Origin of the sequence: Pseudarthrobacter sp. (assembly GCF_036675385.1) — a bacterium.
In the GTDB taxonomy this organism is placed as follows: Bacteria; Actinomycetota; Actinomycetes; order Actinomycetales; family Micrococcaceae; genus Arthrobacter.
Window position 1 is genome coordinate 1 of record NZ_JAKFFD010000188.1, and the last position, 21,978, is coordinate 21,978.

Annotated in this window: 22 protein-coding genes; 2 read left to right on the forward strand and 20 right to left on the reverse strand. The window is 65.5% G+C overall.

The annotated features are described in order from the left end of the window. From V6M49_RS15965 to V6M49_RS15975, 3 genes are all read right to left on the reverse strand, one after another. On the reverse strand, positions 1-663 hold a 663-nt coding region (locus V6M49_RS15965; protein WP_332761981.1), incomplete at its 3' end, for an NAD(P)-binding domain-containing protein. Beyond that, positions 656-1,738, reverse strand: a complete 1,083-nt coding sequence (locus V6M49_RS15970; protein WP_332761982.1) for an enoyl-CoA hydratase/isomerase family protein — start codon at positions 1,736-1,738, stop codon at positions 656-658. The genes V6M49_RS15970 and V6M49_RS15965, both read right to left, overlap by 8 nt. Then, a complete protein-coding gene (locus V6M49_RS15975; RefSeq protein WP_332761983.1) occupies positions 1,738-3,237 on the reverse strand; it encodes a CoA-acylating methylmalonate-semialdehyde dehydrogenase in 1,500 nt (499 codons plus the stop codon). Before V6M49_RS15975 ends, V6M49_RS15970 begins: the two co-directional genes overlap by 1 nt. Positions 3,238-3,511: 274 nt before the next feature. Between V6M49_RS15975 and V6M49_RS15980 the strand changes: the two genes are divergently transcribed. Next, positions 3,512-4,318 (forward strand): exodeoxyribonuclease III, encoded by an 807-nt coding sequence (locus V6M49_RS15980; protein WP_332761984.1) that lies wholly within the window; start codon positions 3,512-3,514, stop codon positions 4,316-4,318. 34 nt (positions 4,319-4,352) lie between these two features. After that, entirely contained in the window at positions 4,353-5,351 is a 999-nt protein-coding gene (locus V6M49_RS15985; RefSeq protein WP_332761986.1) for a hypothetical protein, read from the forward strand. Positions 5,352-5,388: 37 nt separating this feature from the next. On the opposite strand, the gene V6M49_RS15990 is transcribed toward V6M49_RS15985, so the two are convergent. The 17 genes from V6M49_RS15990 to V6M49_RS16070 all read right to left on the reverse strand — a co-directional run. Then, positions 5,389-6,441 carry a LacI family DNA-binding transcriptional regulator gene (locus tag V6M49_RS15990; protein ID WP_141139289.1) on the reverse strand — a complete coding sequence of 351 codons (1,053 nt, stop codon included), beginning with the start codon at positions 6,439-6,441 and terminating at the stop codon, positions 5,389-5,391. Positions 6,442-6,586: 145 nt separating this feature from the next. Beyond that, positions 6,587-7,564: a carbohydrate ABC transporter permease gene (locus tag V6M49_RS15995; RefSeq protein ID WP_141139288.1), complete on the reverse strand. Its 978-nt coding sequence runs from the start codon at positions 7,562-7,564 to the stop codon at positions 6,587-6,589. Further along, a complete protein-coding gene (locus tag V6M49_RS16000; RefSeq protein WP_056348751.1) occupies positions 7,561-8,526 on the reverse strand; it encodes a carbohydrate ABC transporter permease in 966 nt (321 codons plus the stop codon). The genes V6M49_RS15995 and V6M49_RS16000 overlap by 4 nt, the downstream gene beginning before the upstream one ends. Before the next feature lie 93 nt (positions 8,527-8,619). Continuing rightward, complete coding sequence (locus V6M49_RS16005; RefSeq protein ID WP_141139287.1) at positions 8,620-9,957, reverse strand: ABC transporter substrate-binding protein; 1,338 nt, start codon at positions 9,955-9,957, stop codon at positions 8,620-8,622. Between the two features lie 308 nt (positions 9,958-10,265). After that, the gene (locus V6M49_RS16010; protein ID WP_332761989.1) at positions 10,266-10,604 is read right to left on the reverse strand and encodes a hypothetical protein; all 339 of its coding nucleotides are present in this window, start codon (positions 10,602-10,604) and stop codon (positions 10,266-10,268) included. A gap of 105 nt (positions 10,605-10,709) precedes the next feature. Further along, the gene (locus V6M49_RS16015; protein ID WP_332761990.1) at positions 10,710-11,321 is read right to left on the reverse strand and encodes a hypothetical protein; all 612 of its coding nucleotides are present in this window, start codon (positions 11,319-11,321) and stop codon (positions 10,710-10,712) included. Next, on the reverse strand, positions 11,318-11,902 hold the full coding sequence (locus tag V6M49_RS16020) for a DUF6286 domain-containing protein (protein ID WP_246848768.1): 585 nt from the start codon (positions 11,900-11,902) through the stop codon (positions 11,318-11,320). Before V6M49_RS16020 ends, V6M49_RS16015 begins: the two co-directional genes overlap by 4 nt. Before the next feature lie 74 nt (positions 11,903-11,976). Continuing rightward, positions 11,977-12,354, reverse strand: a complete 378-nt coding sequence (locus tag V6M49_RS16025; protein WP_332761991.1) for a hypothetical protein — start codon at positions 12,352-12,354, stop codon at positions 11,977-11,979. Further along, positions 12,351-12,542 (reverse strand): hypothetical protein, encoded by a 192-nt coding sequence (locus V6M49_RS16030; protein ID WP_111907359.1) that lies wholly within the window; start codon positions 12,540-12,542, stop codon positions 12,351-12,353. The genes V6M49_RS16025 and V6M49_RS16030 overlap by 4 nt, the downstream gene beginning before the upstream one ends. Further along, positions 12,539-13,036 (reverse strand): Asp23/Gls24 family envelope stress response protein, encoded by a 498-nt coding sequence (locus V6M49_RS16035; RefSeq protein ID WP_332761993.1) that lies wholly within the window; start codon positions 13,034-13,036, stop codon positions 12,539-12,541. Before V6M49_RS16035 ends, V6M49_RS16030 begins: the two co-directional genes overlap by 4 nt. A 71-nt stretch (positions 13,037-13,107) precedes the next feature. Then, on the reverse strand, positions 13,108-14,787 hold the full coding sequence (locus V6M49_RS16040) for a glycoside hydrolase family 32 protein (protein WP_332761995.1): 1,680 nt from the start codon (positions 14,785-14,787) through the stop codon (positions 13,108-13,110). A 120-nt stretch (positions 14,788-14,907) separates the two neighbouring features. Next, complete coding sequence (locus V6M49_RS16045; protein WP_332761996.1) at positions 14,908-16,503, reverse strand: glycoside hydrolase family 68 protein; 1,596 nt, start codon at positions 16,501-16,503, stop codon at positions 14,908-14,910. Between the two features lie 510 nt (positions 16,504-17,013). Beyond that, positions 17,014-18,573 (reverse strand): glycoside hydrolase family 32 protein, encoded by a 1,560-nt coding sequence (locus V6M49_RS16050; protein WP_332761997.1) that lies wholly within the window; start codon positions 18,571-18,573, stop codon positions 17,014-17,016. Next, positions 18,570-19,622, reverse strand: coding sequence for an ABC transporter ATP-binding protein (locus tag V6M49_RS16055; RefSeq protein WP_332761998.1), 1,053 nt, complete (start codon positions 19,620-19,622; stop codon positions 18,570-18,572). Before V6M49_RS16055 ends, V6M49_RS16050 begins: the two co-directional genes overlap by 4 nt. Next, positions 19,619-20,581: an ABC transporter ATP-binding protein gene (locus V6M49_RS16060; RefSeq protein ID WP_332761999.1), complete on the reverse strand. Its 963-nt coding sequence runs from the start codon at positions 20,579-20,581 to the stop codon at positions 19,619-19,621. The genes V6M49_RS16055 and V6M49_RS16060 overlap by 4 nt, the downstream gene beginning before the upstream one ends. Next, positions 20,578-21,606, reverse strand: coding sequence for an ABC transporter permease (locus V6M49_RS16065; protein WP_332762001.1), 1,029 nt, complete (start codon positions 21,604-21,606; stop codon positions 20,578-20,580). Before V6M49_RS16065 ends, V6M49_RS16060 begins: the two co-directional genes overlap by 4 nt. Before the next feature lie 8 nt (positions 21,607-21,614). After that, positions 21,615-21,978, reverse strand: a 364-nt coding sequence (locus V6M49_RS16070) for an ABC transporter permease (RefSeq protein WP_332762003.1), incomplete at its 5' end; no start/stop codon positions are given.

Consider the following 21,978-nt stretch of genomic DNA (forward strand, 5'->3'; position numbering starts at 1 on the left):
GGCCCAGCATTGCCCGGAGGCGTTGGAGGCGACGTCGAACAGCGCCTGGTGCGTCAGGCCCAGCTTCTCGCCCAGCACAAAGGCTTCGCTGACCGCGATCATGGAGACCCCCAGGATGAGGTTGTTGCAGATCTTGGCGGCCTGGCCGCCGCCGTGCCCGCCGCAGTGGACCACCCGTTTTCCCATCACCTCGAGCAGGGGCCGGACCGCCTCGAAGTCCTCCGTTTCGCCGCCCACCATAAAGGTCAGCGTGCCGGCTTCCGCACCCACCACACCGCCGGAGACCGGGGCATCCACGGCACGGTGGCCGGCCGCAATGGCGAGCGCGGAGGCTTCGCGTGCCTCGTCAACGTTGATGGTGGAGCAGTCCAGGAACATGGTCCCCGGCTTGGCCTCGGCCAGCAGGCCCGGCTGTCCCTCCGCGCCGCGGTAGGCGTCCAGCACGTGCTGTCCGCTGGGGAACATGGTCAGCACCACGTCGGCACCGGCGATGGCGTCCAGCGGACTGGCCGCCGTGGGGACGCCGTGTGTTTGGGCGGCGTCCAGCGCGGCGGGGACCACGTCGAAGCCCGCCACGGTGTAGCCGGCCCGGACCAGGTTCACTGCCATGGGCCCGCCCATGTGGCCCAGGCCCAGGAAAGCGACGGTGGTTTGTTCAGGCATTGTCCGGCTCCTTTGTGTGCAGGTTGAGTTCCCGGTCCCCCAGCGGCGCGAAGAACCGTTCGATGTCCGTCGCGTGCACCTCGTGCAGCGTGGCCGGCTTCCAATGCGGATCGCGGTCCTTGTCCACCACCTGCGCCCGGATCCCTTCGCGGAAGTCGGGCGCAACCAGGAACCGAAGCCCCACGCGGTATTCCTGCGCCAGTGCCTCGTCCAACGTCAGTCCTTTGGCCCGGCGGAGGGACTCCAGTGCCACCTTCACAGCCGTCGGCGACTTCGCTTCGATGGTGTCGGCGGCCTCGGCCGCTTCGGCCGCAGGCTCCCTGCCCGACGCGCCGCCCGGGGCCTCATCCAGCGTCCGCAGCCGCCGGACAATGTCCTCCACGTCGTCACTGGCGTAGGCGGCATCGATCCAGCCGCGCTGCGCCTCCAGCCCGGAGGGCGGCGGGCTCTGGGCAAAACGTACGACGGCGGCTTCCGCAGTTTCGTGTTCGAGCGCGGCCGCCAGCTCCGGCAGGCGCCCCGACGGGACAAAGTGGTCCGCGAGGCCCAGGAACAGCGCATCCGCCCCGGTCAGGTGGGCTCCGGTCAGCGCGGCATGGGTGCCGGTCTCCCCAGGTGACCTCGCCAGCAGCCAGGTCCCGCCGACGTCGGGCACAAACCCGATGGTGGTCTCCGGCATTCCCGTCCGGGTCCGTTCGGTGACCACCCGCACGGAGCCGTGCGCGGAGATTCCCACGCCGCCGCCGAGCACCAGTCCGTCCATAAAGGCCACATAGGGCTTGGGGTACGCGGCGATGAGGGAGTTCAGCCGGTATTCGTTCTGCCAGAAGTCAGCAGTTTCCGCACCGCCGCCGAGGATGTCCCGGTAGATCGCCACAATGTCGCCCCCGGCGCAGAGGCCACGCTCACCGGCGCCGCGCACCAGGACTGTGGCCACGCCGTCGTCGTCCGCCCAGGCAGTGAGCTGCGCCAGCATGGCGTCCACCATGCCGGCGTTCAGGGCGTTGACGGCCTTGGGCCGGTTGAGCGTGATGATGCCCAGGTGGCCGCGCTTCTCGAACAGAACCTCTGTCATCAGCTGCCTTCCGGCATGATGAAGCTGGCGCCCTGGCGGATCCCCGACGGCCAGCGCGTGGTGACCGTTTTGGTCTTGGTGTAGAAACGGAACGCATCGGCGCCATGCTGGTTCAGGTCGCCGAAACCGGACGCTTTCCAGCCGCCAAACGTGTAATAGGCGATGGGGACGGGGATGGGGACGTTGATGCCCACCATGCCCACCTCCACCCGGCTGGCGAAGTCCCGGGCGGCGTCGCCGTCGCGGGTGAAGATGGCCACGCCGTTGCCGAATTCGTGCTCGGAACACAGCCGGAGGGCTTCGTCGTAATCGGCGGCGCGGAGCACGCTGAGGACGGGGCCGAAGATTTCCTCCTGGTAGATCTTCATGTCCTTGGTGACGTGGTCGAAGAGCGTGGGGCCTACCCAGAAGCCGTCGTCATAGCCTTCCACCGTGAGGCCGCGCCCGTCGGCCAGCAGGGTGGCACCCTCGTCCACGCCGGACTGGATGTAGCCCTCGATCCGTTCCTTGGCACTCGCCGCCACCACGGGCCCGAAGTCCGAGTCCTTGTCCAGGCTGTGGCCCACCCGCAGGTGCTTCACGCGCTCTGTCAGCTTGGATACCAGGGCGTCCGCAGTTTTCTCCCCCACCGGGACGGCCACGGAAATGGCCATGCAACGCTCGCCCGCGGAACCGAATCCGGCGCCGATCAGGGCATCGGCGGCCATGTCCAGATCCGCGTCCGGCATGATCACCATGTGGTTCTTGGCCCCGCCAAAGCACTGGGCGCGCTTTCCGTGGGCGGCCGCGGTGGCGTAGATGTACTGGGCGATGGGCGTTGAACCCACAAAGCCGATGGCCTTCACACGGGGATCTTCCAGCAGCGCGTCAACGGCTTCCTTGTCCCCATTGACCACGTTGAACACACCGTCCGGCAACCCGGCTTCGGTGAACAGTTCGGCCAGGCGCAGCGGAACCGAGGGGTCACGTTCGGAGGGCTTGAGGATGAAGGCGTTTCCGGCGGCGAGGGCCGGGCCGGACTTCCACAGCGGGATCATGGCCGGGAAATTGAACGGGGTGATACCCGCGACCACCCCGAGTGGCTGGCGCAGCGAGTGGACGTCGATGCCTGCACCGGCGTCGTCGGAGAACTCGCCTTTGAGCAGGTGGGGGGCGCCCGCCGCGAACTCCACCACTTCAATGCCGCGCTGGATGTCGCCCTTGGAATCGGCGAAGGTCTTCCCGTGTTCGGAGGAGAGCAGCGTGGCCAGTTCGTCCATGTTCTCGTTGACGAGGTCAACAAACTTAAGCAGGATCCGGCCGCGGCGCTGCGGGTTCATGGCGCCCCACTGGACCTGCGCCTTCTCCGCGGCGGCCACCACGTTCCGGACCTCCTCCGCGCTGGCGAGGGGCAGGCGCGCCTGCACTTGGCCCGTGCAGGGGTCAAAAACGTCACTGTAGCGGCCGGAGGTCCCCGTCACCCGCTGGCCGTCTACGTAATGGGATAGTTCGCGCACCATGATGCAATGCTCCTTCGCATGTGATCCAGGTCATCTCTGCAAGCGAATATACTCGGACTTCCTACTAAATTCCAGACTGCCCCAAAACCCTCGTGGCACACGTTGCCGCCGTCGTCGGCATTTGTTGCGGCACACCGTCCCGGGGCACTTTGACGTGGATCTGGGCCCTCAAAACCCGATTCGACGGCGTGTCCGCGCCATAGTGCCCCGTCTTCGCGGGCACGTTCCAGCCACGGCAACGCCTCCGGGCAACAAGTTCGGTAAGTTAGGGACTGTGAAGATTGCTACCTGGAATGTGAACTCCCTCCGTGCCCGCGCCGACCGTGTGGAGGCCTGGCTGCAGCGCAGCGATTGCGACGTCCTGGCCATCCAGGAGACCAAATGCAAGGACGAAAACTTCCCCTGGGAACTTTTCGAACGCATGGGCTACGAGGTGGCCCACTTCGGTGTGAACCAGTGGAACGGCGTGGCCATCGCGTCCCGGGTAGGCCTGGAAGACGTCGAGCGCACCTTCCTGGACCAGCCTCCGTTCGGGAAAGAAGGCAAGGACCCCGTCCAGGAAGCCCGCGCCATGGCCGCGACCTGCGGCGGCGTCCGGGTCTGGAGCCTCTACGTGCCCAACGGCCGCTCCCTGGACGACGAACACATGCCGTACAAGATCAAGTGGCTTGAATCCCTGAAGACCCACGCCCAGGGCCTGGTGGCCGCCGACCCGACAGCTCAGGTAGCCCTCATGGGCGACTGGAACATTGCGCCGTTCGACGACGACGTCTGGGACATCGACCTTTTCGTCAATAACAGGTACACCCATGTCAGCCCGCCGGAACGCGCTGCGTTCCACGCCTTTGAAGAGGCCGGATTCAAGGACGTGGCACGCGAGTACACCCCCGGTCCCGGCGTGTACACGTACTGGGATTACACCCAGCTGCGCTTCCCCAAAAAGGAGGGGATGCGCATTGACTTTGTCCTTGGCTCCCCCGCGTTGGCGGCCCGCGTCACGGGCGCGTCGATTGACCGCGAGGAACGCAAGGGCAAGGGCGCCTCGGACCACGCCCCCGTTCTGGTGGAACTGGCGGACTGATGGCTGCGGCCGGGGCCCAGGAAGGGAGACTGTAATGACGGGAAACCTCTACCGGGGCCAGGCCGGGCTGCCGTTCTCCTCCACCCTGCGCGTCTACGAACCGCTGGAAGCCTTCCCGGAAGGACAGCGGGAGGCCATCCGGACCGCGGGTGCCCGCACAGCCTCGCGGGCCGCCGTCGAAAACGCCGAACTGCTCGCCTCGCTGGGCCGGATCACCCGCTCCGGCGGGGACCCCTTCCCCACCGGGCGGACGGATCTGGTCCGGGTCACGAGCATTCCCGGTGTACCCCCCGGGCGGACCCCGCAGCCAGGAACGTCCGACGCCGGTGCTGCCGCCAGCCCGGGTGCCGAGGCTGGCCTGGGTACCGGGATAGGCGCCGGTTCCGGCGTTGGGCCTGACGCTGGGGGCGACAGTGGGCGTGACGCTGGGTCCGGGCGCGTCTTGCTGTACTGCCCCAGCCAGCTGGTCCTGCGCGCCGGCCTCGCCGCCAATGCCCTCATGGAAGGCATCCACGGCCCGCTGGCCGAAATGCTGATTCCGGAGGAGCAGCGGGACAAGCACCAGGAACGCATTGACCAGGTCAAAGCCCGTGACGGCGCCATCCGTGTGCATACCCGCGCCTCCACGTGGGGCATCCCCTTCAGCTGGTTCTCGCTGTTTATGGAAGGCGACCATAAGGACGTGGTGGAATCGGGCGGGCGCATCCTCACCGTCCGGGTGTGGGCTCCCATCACCGAAGCCATGGAGCGGGCACGGTACGCCGTGGCCCACCTGGCGCTGGCGGCCCCGGACCTGGACATGCTGGACGACCTCGCGCAGCTGACCGAATGGCTGGAGCAGTTCCACGTCAATTCCATGGTGGAACTCGACTACGGCGCCGTGGCGGACAAGGTGTACCCGGACGAGTCGCCCATGGATATCCGGCTGGGCATCGAATGCCTGGCAGAGGGCGACATGACGGGCGCCGCGGCGGCCTACCGCAGGCTGGCTTCCCGCTGGATTCCCATCCGGCAGCTCGCCCGCGCGTCCTGACCGAGGCTTCCTGGATCAGATGCGGCGCCGCGCCTCCTCACGAAGGAGGCGGCGCCGTCGTACTCCTGACGATTAGCTGGTGGGGCGCGACGGCGGACCGGACCGCCCCGACTGTGCCGTCCAGTTCATCGATGAGCATCTTGGTGGCCAGCTCGGCCTGTTCGTCGGGCCGTTGTCCCACGGTGGTCAGGCCCATCGCGTCGGCGAAATCGTGGTCATCGATGCCCACCACCGAGAGGTCCTCAGGGACCCGCACGCCTACGCGTGTGGCTTCGAAGATGACGCCCATGGCCATTTCGTCGGAGGCGCAGAAGATGGCGGTTGGCTTGGGGCCTGACCGGGCCCAGAGGCGGCGGAAGGCCTCCTGACCGCTGCGGACCGTGAAGTCTCCCCATTCGTCCCACTCGGGGCGGGTGGGCAGCCCGGCTCCTGCCATGACGTCCTTGAAAGCCAGGATCCGCACGCGGGGAACGTCGAAGTTAAGGTCCGTTTCGTCGTCGCCGTGCAGGAGGGCAATGTCGCGGTGGCCGAGGTCGATCAGGTGCCGGACGGCGGTGGAGGCAGCGGCGTAGTCGTCGATGCCGATGTACGCGCACTCCTCGACATGACCGCCCACCACGATCAGCGGGATATCAATCTTCTGGAGATGGTCCAGTTCCTCGTGGCTGAGCGCCATACAAAGGACAAGCAGGGCGTCAATCTGTTTGTAAACCATGGTCTTGCTGAACAGGCGTTCCCGGTTGCTGCCGTGACCGCCCAGGTTGAAGAGGGAAAGATTGTAGTGGCGGGCGTGAAGTTCGCGGTCCGCGCCCTCAATGGCCTTGGAGAAGAACCAGCGGCTCACGAACGGTGCCAGGACGCCAATGGTCTTGGTGCGGCCGGTGGCCAGACCTGACGCGGACGACGACGCCACATAACCCAAAGCACCCGCCACCTCGAGGATCTTCTCCCTGGTGGCGGGCGAAACTCTGGGAAGCCCGCGTACGGCCCGGGAAACGGTGGCGGTGGAGACGCCTGCGGCTGCTGCCACGTCCTCAATGCTGACGCCGCTGTGGCCACCCCGTTGAGACCTCTCAGCCATGCGTGCCACCGTTTCCCCTCATGGGTTCCAACCTAATTTCCGCTATGCAGTTGCCCCCAAGCCATGCTAGGTTGCGGGCCGCCCGACGTTACAGTGTTACCTGCCTGCCTCCCCTTGCGTCCGATCAGCCTACGCGGATCAGCCCACAGCCCGGTCAGCCCTTGAGGCCGCCGGCCAGGAGACCACGGACAAAGAAGCGCTGCAGGCCAAGGAACACCGCCAGCGGGACAATGATCGAGACGAACGCGGCGGCAGGGTTCAGGAAGTCCCTGTTGCCGCGGGTACCGGAGATCTCAGCGAGCCGCTGGGTGATGGGCGCTACGTCCGCCGTTCCACCCGAGAACACCAAGGCCACCAGCAGGTCATTCCAGACCCACAGGAACTGGAAGATGGCCAGGGATGCCAGAGCCGGCACGGACAACGGCAGGATGATCCGCCAGAAAATGGTGGTGTGTCCTGCCCCGTCCACCTTCGCGGCCTCGATCACTTCGCCCGGGATCTCCGAGATGAAGTTATGCAGCAGGAAGATGCCCAACGGGAGTCCAAACATGGTGTGGGCGATCCACAGCTGGGCATAGGACCCGGGCGGGAGCTTCAGGACCTGCGTGAACAATGACAACAGCGGGATGAGTGCCATCTGCAGGGGAATGATCTGCAACGCGAACACGAAGATGAACGTAGCCTCGCGGCCCCTGAAGTTGCCCCAGGCGAAGATGTAGGCCGCCATGGAGGCGAGCACCAGAACAAAGACGGTCACCGGGATGACAATCGCCAGGGAGTTGATGAAGTACTGCGAAAGGTTCGCAGACTGCGATCCGGCTGCTGCCGTGACGTCGACGTAGTGCTTGAAAGTAAAATCCCAGTCGGCAAAGAAGTTCCACCAGCCATCCGAGCGCGGGCCCACCTGCTTGGCCGCGGGACGGATGGAGGATACCAGGAGACCGAAGGTGGGCACGGTCCAGATCGTCGCAATGATCACGGCGGCCGCAGTGGCCCAGCGTGACGTGAGCTTGGTCTTGACGCGCCGCATGATCGGTGCGGAATCCTCCGGCGTCGCGGGACGGCCTTTGTCTTTGCGTGACTGGGTCCGGGAAGAGTTGGCCGCCTCATCCGGCGCTGGCATGACGGTCATCGGATTTCCCTTTGCTGACGAAGTACGCGGGCGTTGTAGACCACTATGGGCAGGACGAGAAGGAACAGGACGAGGGCCAGCGCCGCACCCCTGCCCGGTTCGCCGGCGCGGAAGGCCTGTGTGTACATCTCGTTGGCGATCACGGACGTGTCATAGTTGCCCGCCGTCATGGTGCGGACAATGTCGAAGACTTTCAGGGTGGCGATGGTGATGGTTGTCAGCACCACCACCAAAGCGCCCCGAATACCGGGAACCGTCACATTGCGGAACTGCTGCCAGGGGTTGGCACCGTCCAGGCGCGCCGCCTCAACCAGTTCCACCGGCACGCCCTTGATGGCAGCGGAGAGGATCACCATGGCAAAGCCTGTTTGGATCCAAACCATCACGATGATGAGGAAGATGGTGTTTTCCGGGGCATCAAGAAGGAATTGCTTGGGGTCCATGCCCAGGGCAACCCGCACAGCGTTAACGACGCCAGTCTGTTCAATGCCGGGGCCGCGGTAGTCGTACACAAGCTTCCAGATGATGCCGGCGCCCACCATCGAGATGCCCACCGGCATAAAGACCAAAGCTTTGAGGGCATTTTCGCCGCGCGCCTTGTCAATGAACACCGCGTAAGCGAGACCGAACACCGTGGACAGCAACGGCACCAGAACGGTCCAGATCACCGTGTTGCGGAGGGTGGCCAGCGCCTCGGGCTGGGTAAACATCCAGACGAAGTTATCGACTCCGTTGGGTTGGCCGGAGGCATTCGTGAATGCCAGGAATGATGTCTGCACGGCGGGATAAACCAGGCCGACCAGCATCAGGATTGCCGCCGGCGCCAAAAAGCCAACGATCGTCAGTTTGTCTTTGACTGATTTGGGAGCCCTGTCCACAATCAGCATGATCAGCCCAATTAGCGCGGCAAAAACCGCCAAGGCGATAAAAACTTGAAGAAATTTTCCTCCAAGAAACTCCATTGCCCAACCTCCGTGGTGTGCGTGGATCTGTTTGTTCGGAATCGACATCGCGCCCTTGGGACTTGATGTCCCAAGGGCGCGATGCGAAGGAGGTTAGCTCTTAGGCCAGCTGCCTTCGATGCTGTCGGCAACCTGCTGGGCGGGAGTGCCGTTGATCCATGCAACGATGCCCTTCCAGAAGGAGTTGGAGCCTACAGCGCCCGGCATCAGGTCAGAGCCGTCGAAGCGGAAGACGGTGTCCGGATCCTGGAGCAGTGCGATGGACTGCTTGTCGAGTTCCGTCTGGGCACTCGCCGGGTCCAGTCCCTTGTTGGCACTGATGACGCCACCGAGCTTGACACGGTTGTTGGCGAACTCGGCGCTGGCCAAGTAAGCCAGGAAGGCCTGCGTCTCCGGGGTGTCCTTGTAAGCGCCCACCATCTCGCCGCCGCCGGTGATTGCCTGGCCCTTGCTGGGGTCGATCGGAGGCGTCATGAAGGCCCAGACGTCGCCATCGGGAGCCACAGCGGTCCCTTCCGGCCAGTTGGCTGCCTGGAAGTTGGCCTGGTGGTGCATGGCGCACTGGCCATCGAGGACGGGCTGACCTGCCTGCGCGAAGCCGGTGGTCAGGATTGAACGAACGTCGCCAAATCCGCCGTTGACATAGTCGGAGTTCAGGAGGATCTCGCCGGTCTGGTTCAGCGCATCCACAATCTTGGGGTCGTTGAAGGGAATTCCGTGCGTGACCCACTGGTCGTAGACCTCGGGGCCCTGGGCGCGGAGGACAACATCCTCGACCCAGTCAGTGCCCGGCCAGCCAGTCGCTTCGCCGGATTCGAAGCCGGCACACCACGGCTTCATGGTGCCGTCATCGGCGATCTTCTTGGACAGTGTCAGCATTTCGTCCCAGGTCTTGGGAACTTCCCAGCCCTTGTCCTTGAACGTCTTCGGGGCGTACCAGACGTAACCCTTGACGTTCGCGAGCATCGGTGCCGCATAGAAGGTCCCGTCCACCGTGCCGTACTTCTTCCAGTCAGCGGACCAGTTCTTGTCCACAAGATCCGAGACTGCCTTCGGAGCCGGCTTCAGGCCGCCTGCCTTGGCCTGATCGGCCAGGAGGCCTGGCTGCGGGAAGATGGCGACGTCCGGGGCGTTTCCAGCCTTGGCCCGGACACCGATCTGGGTCTCGAATTCCTTGCTGCCCTCGTACTTGATGGTTGCGCCGGTGCATTCCTCAAACGTTGCCCAGGCGGTTTCCAGGTTGGTAGCTTCGATGTCCACGATGGTGGAGTAGACGGAGACGGTCTTGCCGTCGTGCTTGCCGTAACTCTCGTAGGGAGAGCAGTCACTGCCGGTGGTGCCGCCACCGCCCCCGCCGGGACTACAGGCTGTCAGGGACAGTGCCAGAATTCCGGTGGCAGCAACCGGAAGCAGGTATTTGCGGTTTTTCATGCTGAGGACTCCTCGGTGAGTTACAGAACTTCAACAGGTGAGACTAAGGTGACGTACGTCATCACGTGGTGTGAATCACACACTAATCGAGCCCAGGCCAGGAATGCAAGCGCTTACACACGTCGTGTCCGAAAGGAGATCTAGGCCCCTGCCAACAGGAGTTTGGACGCCCAGTGATGTTGTCCGGGACCGTGAGACGCCTTCGACGTGCGGCTATGCCCTTCAGGCCGCATAAAAGAAGGGCGCCGCGCTCCCCCGGGGAGCGCGGCGCCCTTCTAGGCACCTTGGGGCATGCCCCAAGGTTGGGCCTATTTGCCGCCCTTGAACAGACCGGCGATCTTTGCGCCAAAGCCCTTCACGTTTTCGGTCACGCTGCCGGCCAGTTGCTTGGCATTTTCAGCAACATCGCCAGCGAGTTCCTTGGCATTCTCAGCCACGTCGCCGTCGAGGAACTCCTTGACGTTTTCTCCAGCTTCGGCCGCGAATTCCTTGACGTTTTCTGCAGCTTCGCCCGCGAATTCCTTCACGTTCTCCGCGGCCTCGCCAGCGAATTCCTTCACGTTTTCCGCAGCTTCGCCCGCGAATTCCTTGGCCTTTTCTGCCGCGCCTTCGTTTGCCGCTCCGCTGCCAGTTACTTGCTCGCTCATGGTGTTCTCCTTGATTCCCCGGTTATTCCATCCGGGCAGTGGTGGTGGCCCGTTGCCTGGCTAAATTCGCCGGCATCGGCACGAACAGATGTCCCCCGGATCACACTAACGGACGCGCTCCGCGCGGCTGAACCGTGTCCTGGCCCCGGCACCAATGTGAATCAGGACGGGTGTCTGTTTTCCCACCACTTGGTCCAAGGCGTCCACCAGGGCAGAGACCTCGGCCGCAAGGAGATGCGGCGCCACGCCCTGGCGCGGCTGGAGCCGGATTTTCAAGGCAGGGCTGCCCTGGACATCGTATGTAGCCACCGTGGCACCCGCCAGATCGGGCCGTTCAGCCAAGGCGTGCTTCAACGCCTGTTCCGCTACTCCACCGCTGATCCGGACATCCCCGGCTACTGTCCCGGGATCGTACTCGGCCACCAGCAAGTTGCTCCGGCCTTTGCCCTGCTGCGCGATCCAGGCAACCATCAGGCCGATCAGAACCACCAGGGCAAGCGCCATCACAATCCAGAGCCAGCTTTCCGGACGTCCCGGAAAGCGGGTGTTGTCGAAGGCCTGGCTGACGCTGCCCCAGGCTGATCCGGACCAGGCATGCCACCAGGTTGCCACGGGTGGAACGGTGGCCAGCAGGACGAGCAGGATGCCCACGGCAAGCAGCTTGAGTCCGAGGATGCCCAGCAGGATCCTGTTGAGGAGCGTGGGTGTGGCGGTCATGCTCCAATCACTCCTACGGTGGAAATGTTCACGCGGACGTCAGGTTCCGGGACCAGAGACATCCCGCTGAGTTCGTCCTGGACTGCGGCCAGCACCGCCGCTTCCGCTACTGGAACCCCTGAGGTGGGGCGCACGTTGACGATAATCTGCCGCCGGGACACCACCACCATGACCTGCTCCGGGGTGACATTGGCAACGAGCCGTGCGCTGCGTGCCAGGGCGGAGGCGATGACCTCGTCATCGACCACCACGGCGGACGAAGATCCGGTGCCGTTCAGCGTGGTGCCGTTCAGCACGTGCCGGGCGCGTCTTCCCGGCAGGATGGCGTTGAGCAGGAAAAACAGTCCCACCATCGCTACGACGGCGCCGCTCGCACCGAGCAGCAACGGCGGGATACCCGCCGGAAGTGCAATGATGCGCTCCGCCGCCAGCTGTGGTTCGATCAGCCAAGCCGGCTGTCCGATGGCGTGCACGGCCGCTTCGAGAAGACCGTAGCCAGCCAGTCCCATTACCAGTACGGCCGCCACTGTTGCCACCGCTGCCCGGGTGGAATGGGTTTCGCGGTAAACGACCCTGCGCATGTCAGGTTGCGGCTGGGCCCGGGCGCGGCTTGTTGGCCTCGAATCCGCCAGGTCCCCGTCCACTGTTCCGCCGCTCACTGGACCCTGCCTCCCTCGATCGGCTTAACGCCGCTGATACGGATATCCACCCTGCTCAGACGGGCACCGCTGAGGGCCGTGACCGTCGAAAGGATCCTGGCTTTGGCATCAACCGTCCGGTCCCAAATGGTTCCACCGAATGCGGCGACCCGGCCTGCGTCCCTGAGCACGGTGGCCAGGGGCGGGATCCTGATAGGTGACACCAGCGACAACGCCAGCAGGCCGTCGTCGTCCGTCCAGTCCGCCCGGACATCATGGGGATCCACACCGAGGGCCTCCGCGGCCGCTGTCCTGGCAAGGCTGGTCAGGGCCTGCGTGCTGATGCGGTTGTGGCCGCTCAGGACCCGGCCCTGGATCGGTGCGGCTGACGTCATGACGAGGAGCGCCGGCCGATGATGGCATCCAGGACGCCGCGCAGGTCCAGTTTCCCTTCCGCTGCGCGGCCCAGGAGGGCGCCGATGGCCATAAAGAGGAGCGAGACCAGGAAGCCCCACAGCCCGAACTGGAAGGACATAAACGCCACGAAGGCGCCCATGGCGATGCCCACAACGGTCAGATTCACAGCAGTGCCTCCCTCTCGGCGACGGCGATGGCGGGGGCTCCGGCCTTCGCCGGCGGCGCCACATAGACATCGGTTATTTCGACGTTCACCTCAATGACCTGCAGGCCGACGAGTTCCTCGACCGCGCGGTAAACGGCTGCCCTGACCTGATCGGCCAGCGAATGCAGGGGCGACCCGTAGGAGGCCACCAGGCTGATGTCCACCGCCACCTGCGTCTCACCCACCTCGGCACGGACGCCTGCAGCGTGGTCCGAACTGCCGACGGCGTCCCGGATGGCTCCCAGCGCACGCGACGGAGCCGACCCCAAAGAATAGACGCCGGGCACGGCACGGGCAGCAATGCCGGCAACTTTTGCCACGGCGGTCTCAGCGATCACGGTGCGGCCGTGACCGGGCACGGGCGCCTGGCTGGCGGCATGGTTGCTGGTAGCAGGCTGGCTGTTAGCATGCTGGCGCTCGACGCCCGCATCGGGTTGTGGGTTCTGGTATTCCATCAGACACTTCCCCTTCTGTTGTTCCCAACCCTATCCCCTGCGTGTGGGAACGCACGGGAATCCGTGGCGAGTCAGGCCAGCTTCCGGCCGGTCAGCGTGAATCCGGTCTTTCCGCCTTCGCTGAACACCGACGTGTCAGTGGTGGACCAGTCGGGCAGGAAAAGGTCTGTGACAACAGTGCCGCTTCCGGGGGCGAACACTTCCACCGAGGAGGTATCGAGCAGGATCCGCAGCTTCAGTTTTCCGTCCACCAGTGGGACGCTCACCTGGTGGTAGGGGCTGAACTTGTCCGAAAAGTTTGAGGTCCCTGCCCCGGACCGGTCAACCGTCAGCGTGCCGGACTGCGCCTGGTAGCGGATCTTGAGCCCGCGCAGGTTGATTCCGGCCTCCGCAGCACCGTCCGGTGTCAGTTCAACATCAAGGAGTTGGGACCTGGAGGAGAAGTCCTCCCCCAGCGGCTTGCTTTCATCGGCAACGGTGAGTTGCCGCTCGGAGGCAGCTCCGCTGGACAAAACTCCAGCGGGGGCAGCGGCGATGGACGAGCGCAAGGCGGGCCTGCCGCCGTCGTCGTTACCGTTGCCGCTGCCGCTGCCGGAAAGCGTCAGTTCGCGGGGGATGGCCATGGCGCCGCGCCATGGGGTGGTGGGCATCTTCTGGGCGTAGTCCCAGTTCCCCATCCAGCCGAAGAGGACTGGCTTGCCGCCGGGGGCTCCGGAGATGGTGGTGGCCGCGTAGAAGTCCGCGCCGTAATCCACCCATTGGTGGTCCTGCAGCGGAGCGTCCGGACCGGCGGCGCCCTGGGCGCGGAACGTCACGCCGTCGAACTCTCCCGTGAAGTACTGCATCCCTGAGCCGCCGGCTATGCCCCCTGGGTTGATGCTGAGGAGCATGACCCAGCGCCGCTCGTTGGTCCCTTCGACGGGAACCTCCAGGAGTTCAGGCATCTCCCACAATCCGCCCTGGGCGCCGACACCGGAGAAGTCGCTGAGGAAGTCCCAGCGCAGCAGGTCCTTGGATTTATAGAGCTTCACCACATGGTCGTCGGCCACAACGGTGGTCATGACCCAGTATTGTCCCGGCTCGTACCAGGTGACTTTGGGATCGCGGAAGTTCAGCGAAGAGGGTTGCAGATCCACCACCGGATTGTCCTGGTACTTCTTCCAGGTGCGGCCGTGGTCAAGGCTGTACGCGACGGACTGGGCCTGGGAGCCCTTGGGCAGCGGGGCATTTTCCTTGTACGCACTCGTATATAGGGCGACCATGGCCGGCTGGTCCTTGCTGCCCAGCCCCGAGGTGTTGTCAGTGTCCACCACGATCGAGCCGGAGAAGATTTCCTCGGTCTCCGTGGCCTCCATGGCCACCGGTTCTTCCGCCCAGTGCACCAGGTCGGTGCTGGTGGAATGGCCCCAGGACATGTTGCCCCAGTCGTTGCCCTTCGGATTGTACTGGTAGAACGCGTGGTAGGTGCCGTCTTCGTACACCAGGCCGTTGGGATCATTCATCCAGTTCTTTGACGGCGTCAGGTGCGCCGCAGGACGCCAGGGATCGCCGGCCGACGGCGTTGCGGCACCTTGGGAGGAACCCTCAGGAGGGTGGCTCCCGGCGTCGGGATTCACGTTCTGCGAATCAGGGGTGCAGCCGGCGGCTGTCACCGCCAGGAGCAGGGCGACGACGGCGGAAAGGGCCGGTCTGCTGGACCTGCGTCTGTCCGGGCTGCTCAGGTGCGGCCGGGAAGCGGTGAAGAAAAGCATGGGGATCCTAAAATTTGAGGCGGGGACGCCCGTGAATGTCACGGACGTCCCCGTTTACTGATTTCGCCCCGGTCAGGGGAGGTGCTGGCTACTGCTGGTGCCGGTCACCGGTAATGCCGGTCACTTGTAGTGGCCGGCACCGCCGACGTTGAGGTTGGTGGGCAGGTAGCCGAACGGGCCAAGGCCGTTCTGGCCGAAGGTGCGGTCAACCTGTGAAATTCCGTCGCGGAAGTTGATCTTCACGGTGGGTGACAGGGATCCGCCGCGGACACCGTTCACGTTGTCGATGAAGGACTGCACGAGGCCGCCCGGCTGCACGTAGTGCGAATAGGCCTGGAACTGCCGGCCATTCTGGCTGGGGGTTGGCCTTTCCGGGGATTCGGACGGCAGGTTCAGGTCCGTCGGCGAGGCCAGGGCCAGGCCGCTGTTGTTCATCGGCTGGTAGTCCGACCGGATGCCGTCGCCGGCGAAGCCGTAGACGCCGTCAGGGCCGCGCATTCCGGCCGCGTAGGTGAACTGGTGGCTGATGGTGAACAGGTAGTACTTGTTCTTGCCGCCTTCGTTCTGGATGAAGATCTGCGGGCGTTCCGTCTGGTCGTTGACGCAGTTCGCGGACAGGATAGGCGGCAGGAAGGACCACTTGGTCAGGTCCTTGTTGTCCGCGACTGCCAGGCCAACGTTGGCTGTCTGGTAGTAGGCCCCGATGCTGTTGACCTCGTTGAGGCTCTCGGCGTTGGGGTCTCCCGGCTGGTAGCCGAGGTCCTCGGCCTTGCACTCGTATTCTCCACGGGTGCCGCCGGTGTTGCCTTCGAAGACCATGTAGGTCTTGCCGGGGTGTGCCGGGTCCTCAAACGTGTACGGATCGCGGAAGGCGAAGCCGGGGTTCTGGGCCTTGTTCTGGTACATCTCGCCGTCGGGCTCAAGGAGCTTGGTGTGCGTGAAACCGTCGAAGGTGACGCCGTTTTGGTCGGCGTGGATGTTGCCGAGCGCCTTGGCGATGGCAGCGTCAGGGGCGATGCCGCCGCCGCCGGCGTTCCGCTCGGCCACGTCGTAGAACGTGGTGGCCGTGTAGAACACGTTGACGTGGTCGCCCTGCATCAGGCGGGTGGAACCGGACCACTCGGTGTTGCCGATGGACGCGCCGTCAGCGAAGACGTGTCCGCCGTAGTTCCACTTGTCCGTGGCCGGGTCAGCGTTGGTCTTGCGGAAGAAGTAGCCGATCCGGGCGTTCCAGTGGCGCTGGTCGAAGCCGTAGCCAGCGTCGCGGTCGGCGACGAGGGAGAAGATGACGTCCCAGCCCTTGTAGCTGATCTGGTTCGCGTTTTCGTCCGTGAGGGACCAGGTGTCCCAGACCCAGACGTCATCATTCATGGCGGGGAAGTCTTCGGGGATCTCCGGCATGGTGACGTCCGGGCTCATGGAGTTCACGCCGGGAGCCACGGTGGAGTCGCTTTGGGCCATGATCTGCTTGGCGTCCGCGCGGGTCCACTTCGAGGTGAAGTCCGACGCCGGGTCATAGGCCTGCTGGCTGTGCGTGCTGGGCAGGGGGAAGCCCGGGGTGGGGGCCGGCATCTGCTGCGCGGCCGGCGGATCCGCCGGCTCGTTGGCCTGCGCTGAGGGAACGGCCAGGAAGACCGATGCCACTACGGCTGCAGCCAGTGCCGCGGCGGCAGGGCGCCACCGCAGCATCCGGACAGGTTGGGAGTGCTTGTGCATTTTTGCTCTTCTCGCGGAGTTGAAACTATTCGTGGAAGACGGGCAGGTGCCCTGTTCCCCGAAACTCCGGCAGCTCCGACGACGCAACAGACGTCATCGAGGACGCCTTTGTGTCGAGGGATACGGGGCTTGGGTAGGGCCCCGTTTCAGGGCCAGGAACGATATCTCTTCCCTGGCCCGCCTCTACGCTAGGCACCCGGCGAGGGCCTGCCAAACCGTGTTTCACGACCGAAATGCCACATGTCAGACATTTGATGCAAGCGCTTACATTAGCTGATTGCGCGCGCGTGACACATTGGTTTGGCAGCGTCAAATGTTTCGGTTCGAATCTCTTTTGGTGAGAAGATTCACGTGCCGTTTGCCTGCTTTTCCCCATCGGTTGCTCCGTAACGGCCGTTTTGAAGCCCCAAAAGGGCTGTGGGCCCACGCCGGCCGGGTTCCCTGGCCGAACTTGTGAGGCGAGGGAGCCGGTGGGGAGCAAGCGATGGGGTGCCGGGCGGCAGTGGGTGGCTAGGGGAACAGCGGGCGCGGCCCCCGAAAAACGTCGTCCATCCGCCAGGCGTCGAGCCGCCGCAGGCGCACGTTCCCGTCGGCGGACAGCCGCACGGCTGTCCCGCCAAGGGTGGGATAGACCCGGGCGGTCAGGGGCTTGCCGTTGGCGAAGATCTCGACGGCGGAGCGGTCCACGAGGACCCGAAGGTGGAGTTTGCCGCCGGGAAGCTTTACCGGTCCTGACCGCTCCTCCGCATCCACAGAGTGGTCCAGGCTGCTGCCCGAGCGGTCCAGCCGCAGCCACGATTCCCCGCTGCCTCCAGCGGCGCGGCCCACCTCGATGACCGTCTCCTCGGCGGGGCTTTGGGTTCCGGCCGGAGTAGCGCCGGAAGCCAGGATCCCGAGCCGGAAGACACTCCCCGGCTCCAGTTCAACGTCCAGTTCGAGGTCCAGCTGGTTGCCGGACACGCCGGCGAGAACGTCGCAGCCGGCCACTTCGCGCGGCCCGATCATGATGTGGTCCCGGCGGAGCGACTCGATCTCCGGGACGGGACCGAAGGCCAGCTCCCCTTCGGAGTCAAGGGTCGCCACGCGCGGCAAGCTCATCACGCCGGACCAGCCGGCCTCCACCATCGCCTCGTCCGTCCGGCCCTCCTGCAGCCAGCCGAACATCACGCGGCGGCCGGCGTCGTCGGCGAATGACTGGGGCGCGTAGAAGTACCTGCCCCCGTAATCCAGCCGGCGCAGCTGCCGCGGGGTGTACGAATCTCCGGCATACCGCCCGGTCCAGTACAGCGGGTGCCGGGTGTCGCCGTCGTCCCAGGCGGAAAAGACGAGCACATCGTCGGCCGCACCGCCGTCGGAACCGAGCACCCCGGGGCCGGCGCGGAACAGGTCCACGCACTCCCACATGGTGCCTTCCCAGTCCGTCGCCGCAGGATCGCCGGCGGACGCGTCGCCGATGAACAGCGGCCCGATGTAGTCCCAAGTCCGGAGGTCGGCCGACTCATAGAGGAACGCCGTGCCGCCCCGGCCTCGGATGCCGGAGCCCACCAGCTGGCGCCAGCGGGAGCCCTCGCGCCACACGCAGTGGTCCCTGTAGGCGGTGACGTCCACCCCGGCCGGCGGGGCGGCGATCACCGGGTTTTCCGGGACCTTGGTCCAGGTGAGCAGGTCCGGCGAGCCGACGGCCACACACGGAAGTTCGTGTTCCCCGCGCCGGCCAGAATACACCAGGGTGGGCGTGCCGCCGTCGTTCACCAGCACCCCGGACCAGCAGCCGTCAGCGTCCGGCGAGTCCTGCCCGTCCGTGGGTTCCAGCGCGATTGGCTGGTCCGTCCAGGTGACCAGGTCCGTGCTGGTGGCGTGGCCCCACAGGATGCGGTGGTGGAAGGCGCCCTCGGGGTTGTACTGGTAGAAGAGGTGGTAGGTGCCGTTCCACTGGCTGACGCCGTTGGGATCGTTGAGCCAGCCCGCTGGCGAGACGAAGTGGAAGCGCGGCCGGTGCGGGTCCGCCTCGGCGCGGACCACGAGTTCGTCCTGCGGCACGGTGGCCAGCGGATGGGTCAGGCCGGTCATGCGGAAACCATTTCTTCCAGGGGGTCGGTCGCCAGCGCGTGGCCGGCTGCGGCGGCCGGCGGCCGGTACAGGTGGCAGCGGACCCAGTGCCGGTGGGCAGGATCGCCCACCTGGTGCCGCACGGGTTCGGCGGAGGAGCAGCGCTGCTGCGGGTCGCCGTCGTAAGCGCACGACGCCGGTTCCATCACCGCCGCCCGCAGCTCGGCCCGCTCGGCCGGATCGTAGGATCCGGTGCGGGCCGGGTCCGGTACGGCCGATACCAGCAGGCGGGTGTAGGGGTGGGCCGGGTTCGCCAGGAGGTCCAGCGATTCGCCTTCCTCCACGAGTTCACCGGCAAACATCACGGCGATGCGGTCGGCGAGGTAGCGCGCCGAAGCGAGGTCGTGGGTGATGTAGAGCATGGAGATGCCCTTCTCGTCCCGGAGCCCGCGCAGCAGGTTGAGGATGCCGATCCGGACCGAAACATCCAGCATGGAGGTGGGCTCATCGGCCAGGATCACCTCGGGTTCCACTGCCAGGGCCCGCGCGATGGCCACGCGCTGGCGCTGGCCGCCGGAGAGCTCATGCGGGTAGGAATTGAGCATGTCCGGGGTGAGTCCCACGGTGGTCATCAGTTCGTCCAGCCTGGTCCGCAGCTGGTCCGGGGTCCCGGCTTTTCCGTGCAGGGTGAGGGAACGAGTCAGGAAGTGTTCGATCCTGTGGACCGGGTTCAGGGAGCCGAAGGGGTCCTGGAACACCATTTGCACCTGTGCCCGGTATTCCTTGGATGCCTGGAACCGGTCCCGTTTCAGGACGTCCTTGCCGTCCAGCAGGATCTGGCCGGCGGTGGGCCGTTCCAGCCGCGCGATGCAGCGGGCGAGGGTGCTCTTCCCGGAGCCCGACTCGCCGACGAGGGCCACGATTTCGCCCCTGCCGATGCTCAGGTCCACCCCACCGAGGGCCCGCACGGTGGAACGGGAGAACAGGCCGCCGCTGTGGAAATCCTTCATCAGGCCCCGTACCTCAAGGGCCGGTGTTTCAAGGGCCGGTGTTTCGCTGTGTTTGCTCATGAGTGGGCTCCTTCCAGGGTTGGCTGGTGCTGGACTGTCTGATCCCGGGAACCCGGGGCGACGAAATGCCCGGAAGCTACTTCCCTGAGGTCGGCGATATTACTGAACTTCACGCCGTCGGCCAGGCCGGTGAGCGGCACGCGAGGCCCCGTCAGCGGTGGGAACGCTCCCATCAGCGCCTGCGTGTACGGATGGCGCGGGGCGGTATGGATGTCCCGGGACTTGGCCGTCTCAACGATCCGGCCGCCGTACATCACCGCCATCCGGTGCGAGAGTTCCACCATGAGGGACATGTCGTGTGTGATGAAGAGGACCGAGAAGCCCAGCTGGTGCTGCAGGTCCTTGATCTGGGCCATGATTTCCTGCTGCACCACAACGTCCAGGGCGGTGGTGGGCTCGTCGAGGATCAGGAGCGAGGGCTTCAGCGCCACGGCCATGGCGATGACCGCCCGCTGGCGCATGCCGCCGGACAGCTGGTGCGGGTAGGACTTCAGCCGGGCGGGATCGATCCGGACCAGTTCCAGCAGTTCGGCGGCCCTGCGCAGGGACTCCTTGCGGGAGTAGCCGGCATGCGTCGTGAAGATGTCGACGATCTGGTCGCCGATGGTCATCACCGGGTTGAGCGAGTTCATGGCCGACTGGAACACCATGGCCACGTCCTGCCAGCGGAACCGGCGGAGCTCTTCCTTGTCCAGCGCCAGGACGTCCCTGCCGCCGAAGCGGATGCTGCCGCCTGCGATTTCCGCGGGGTCGCGCAGCAGCCGCATGATGGCGTTGGCGATGGTGGATTTGCCGCAGCCGGATTCGCCGGCCAGGCCGAAGATCTCGCCGGCGCCGATGCTGAAGGAGACGCGGTCGACGGCGGTGGTGGACCGGGTGTCGCCGCGGTACTTCACGGTGAGGTCCTTGATCTCCAGGACAGGCTGGTGCGAGCCGAGGGAGGTCTGGGAGACGGTCATGCCGCTGCTCGCTTTCCGGTGGGGACGGGCTTGGTGGGCTGGGGTTTGTCGGGCTTGGGTTTCTTGATTTTCCTGAGGCGGGGATTCGTGACTTCGTCCACCGCGTAGTTGATCAGCGCCAGGGAGAAGGCCACCAGCGCGATGCACACGCCGGACGGCACAAAGACCCACCAGCTGCCGGTCAGCAGCGCACCTTCGTTGCCGGCCCAGTAGAGGTTGTTGCCCCACGAGACCGTGCTGACATCCCCCAGGCCCAGGAACTCCAGGCCGGCCTGGGCGCCGATGCCGTAGATGATGCAGGCCAGCAGCGTGCCCATCACGATGGACGCCATGTTGGGCAGGATCTCGCCGAACATGATCCGCAGCGGCCGTTCGCCGGTGACCACGGCGGCGGCCACAAAGTCCTTGGACCGGATGGACAGCGCCTGTGAGCGCAGCACCCGGGCGGAGCCGGCCCAGCCGGTGACCACCAGAACCAGGATGACGGTGCCAAGGCCGGGCGGCAGGAATGCGGCCAGGATCACCAGGAGCGGCAGGCCCGGCAGCAGCAGGAACACGTTGGTGGTGAGGGACAGGGCCTCGTCGATGAACTTGCCGAAGTACGCCGAGGCGAGGCCCACCAGGATGCCGATGAACGTGGAGGCGAACCCCACGGTCAGGCCCACAAACAGCGAACTGCGGGAACCGTGGATGGTCAGGGCCAGGACATCCTGGCCCTTGGCCGTGGTGCCCAGCCAGAATTCGGCGTCGGGCTCCTGCGAGGCCATGCCGGTGATCTTGGACGGGTTGTCCGGGAACAGCACCGGGGCCAGAAGCGCCAGCGCGATGAAGACGAAAAGAATGGCCGCGCCGGTCATGGCCTTTTTGTTGGTCAGCAGCCCGTGGAGGAGGCTCCGGTTGGATTGCCGGACGGAAACCGCAGGCGGAAGTCCGGTGCCGCCGTCGGGCGTTTTGCCGGTGAGCGGATCCGCCGCGCGGGTCTCGAGGGGAAGGCTGGAAGCGGTGTTTGCGATGGGGGTGGTCATGATGAGTCCTAGTTGCTGCGCACGCGCGGGTCGAGGCGGACGTAGAGGATGTCCACCAGGAAGTTGGCCAGCAGCACGGCGGCTGTGATGGTGAGGAAAAGGCCCTGCATGAGCGGGTAGTCCAGTCCCTGTACGGCGGCCAGCAGCTGGTAGCCGACGCCGGGGTAGGCGAACACGACTTCGGTCAGGAGGGCGCCTCCAACCACAAAGCCCAGGCTCATGCCGAAGGCGGTGACGGAGGGCAGCATGGCGTTGCGGGCGGCGTAGCGGAACATGATCCGGCCAGGACGCAGGCCCTTCGCCTCGGCCATGGTGATGTAGTCCTCGGCGTTGGTGGCGATCATTGTGTTGCGCATTCCGAGCATCCAGCCG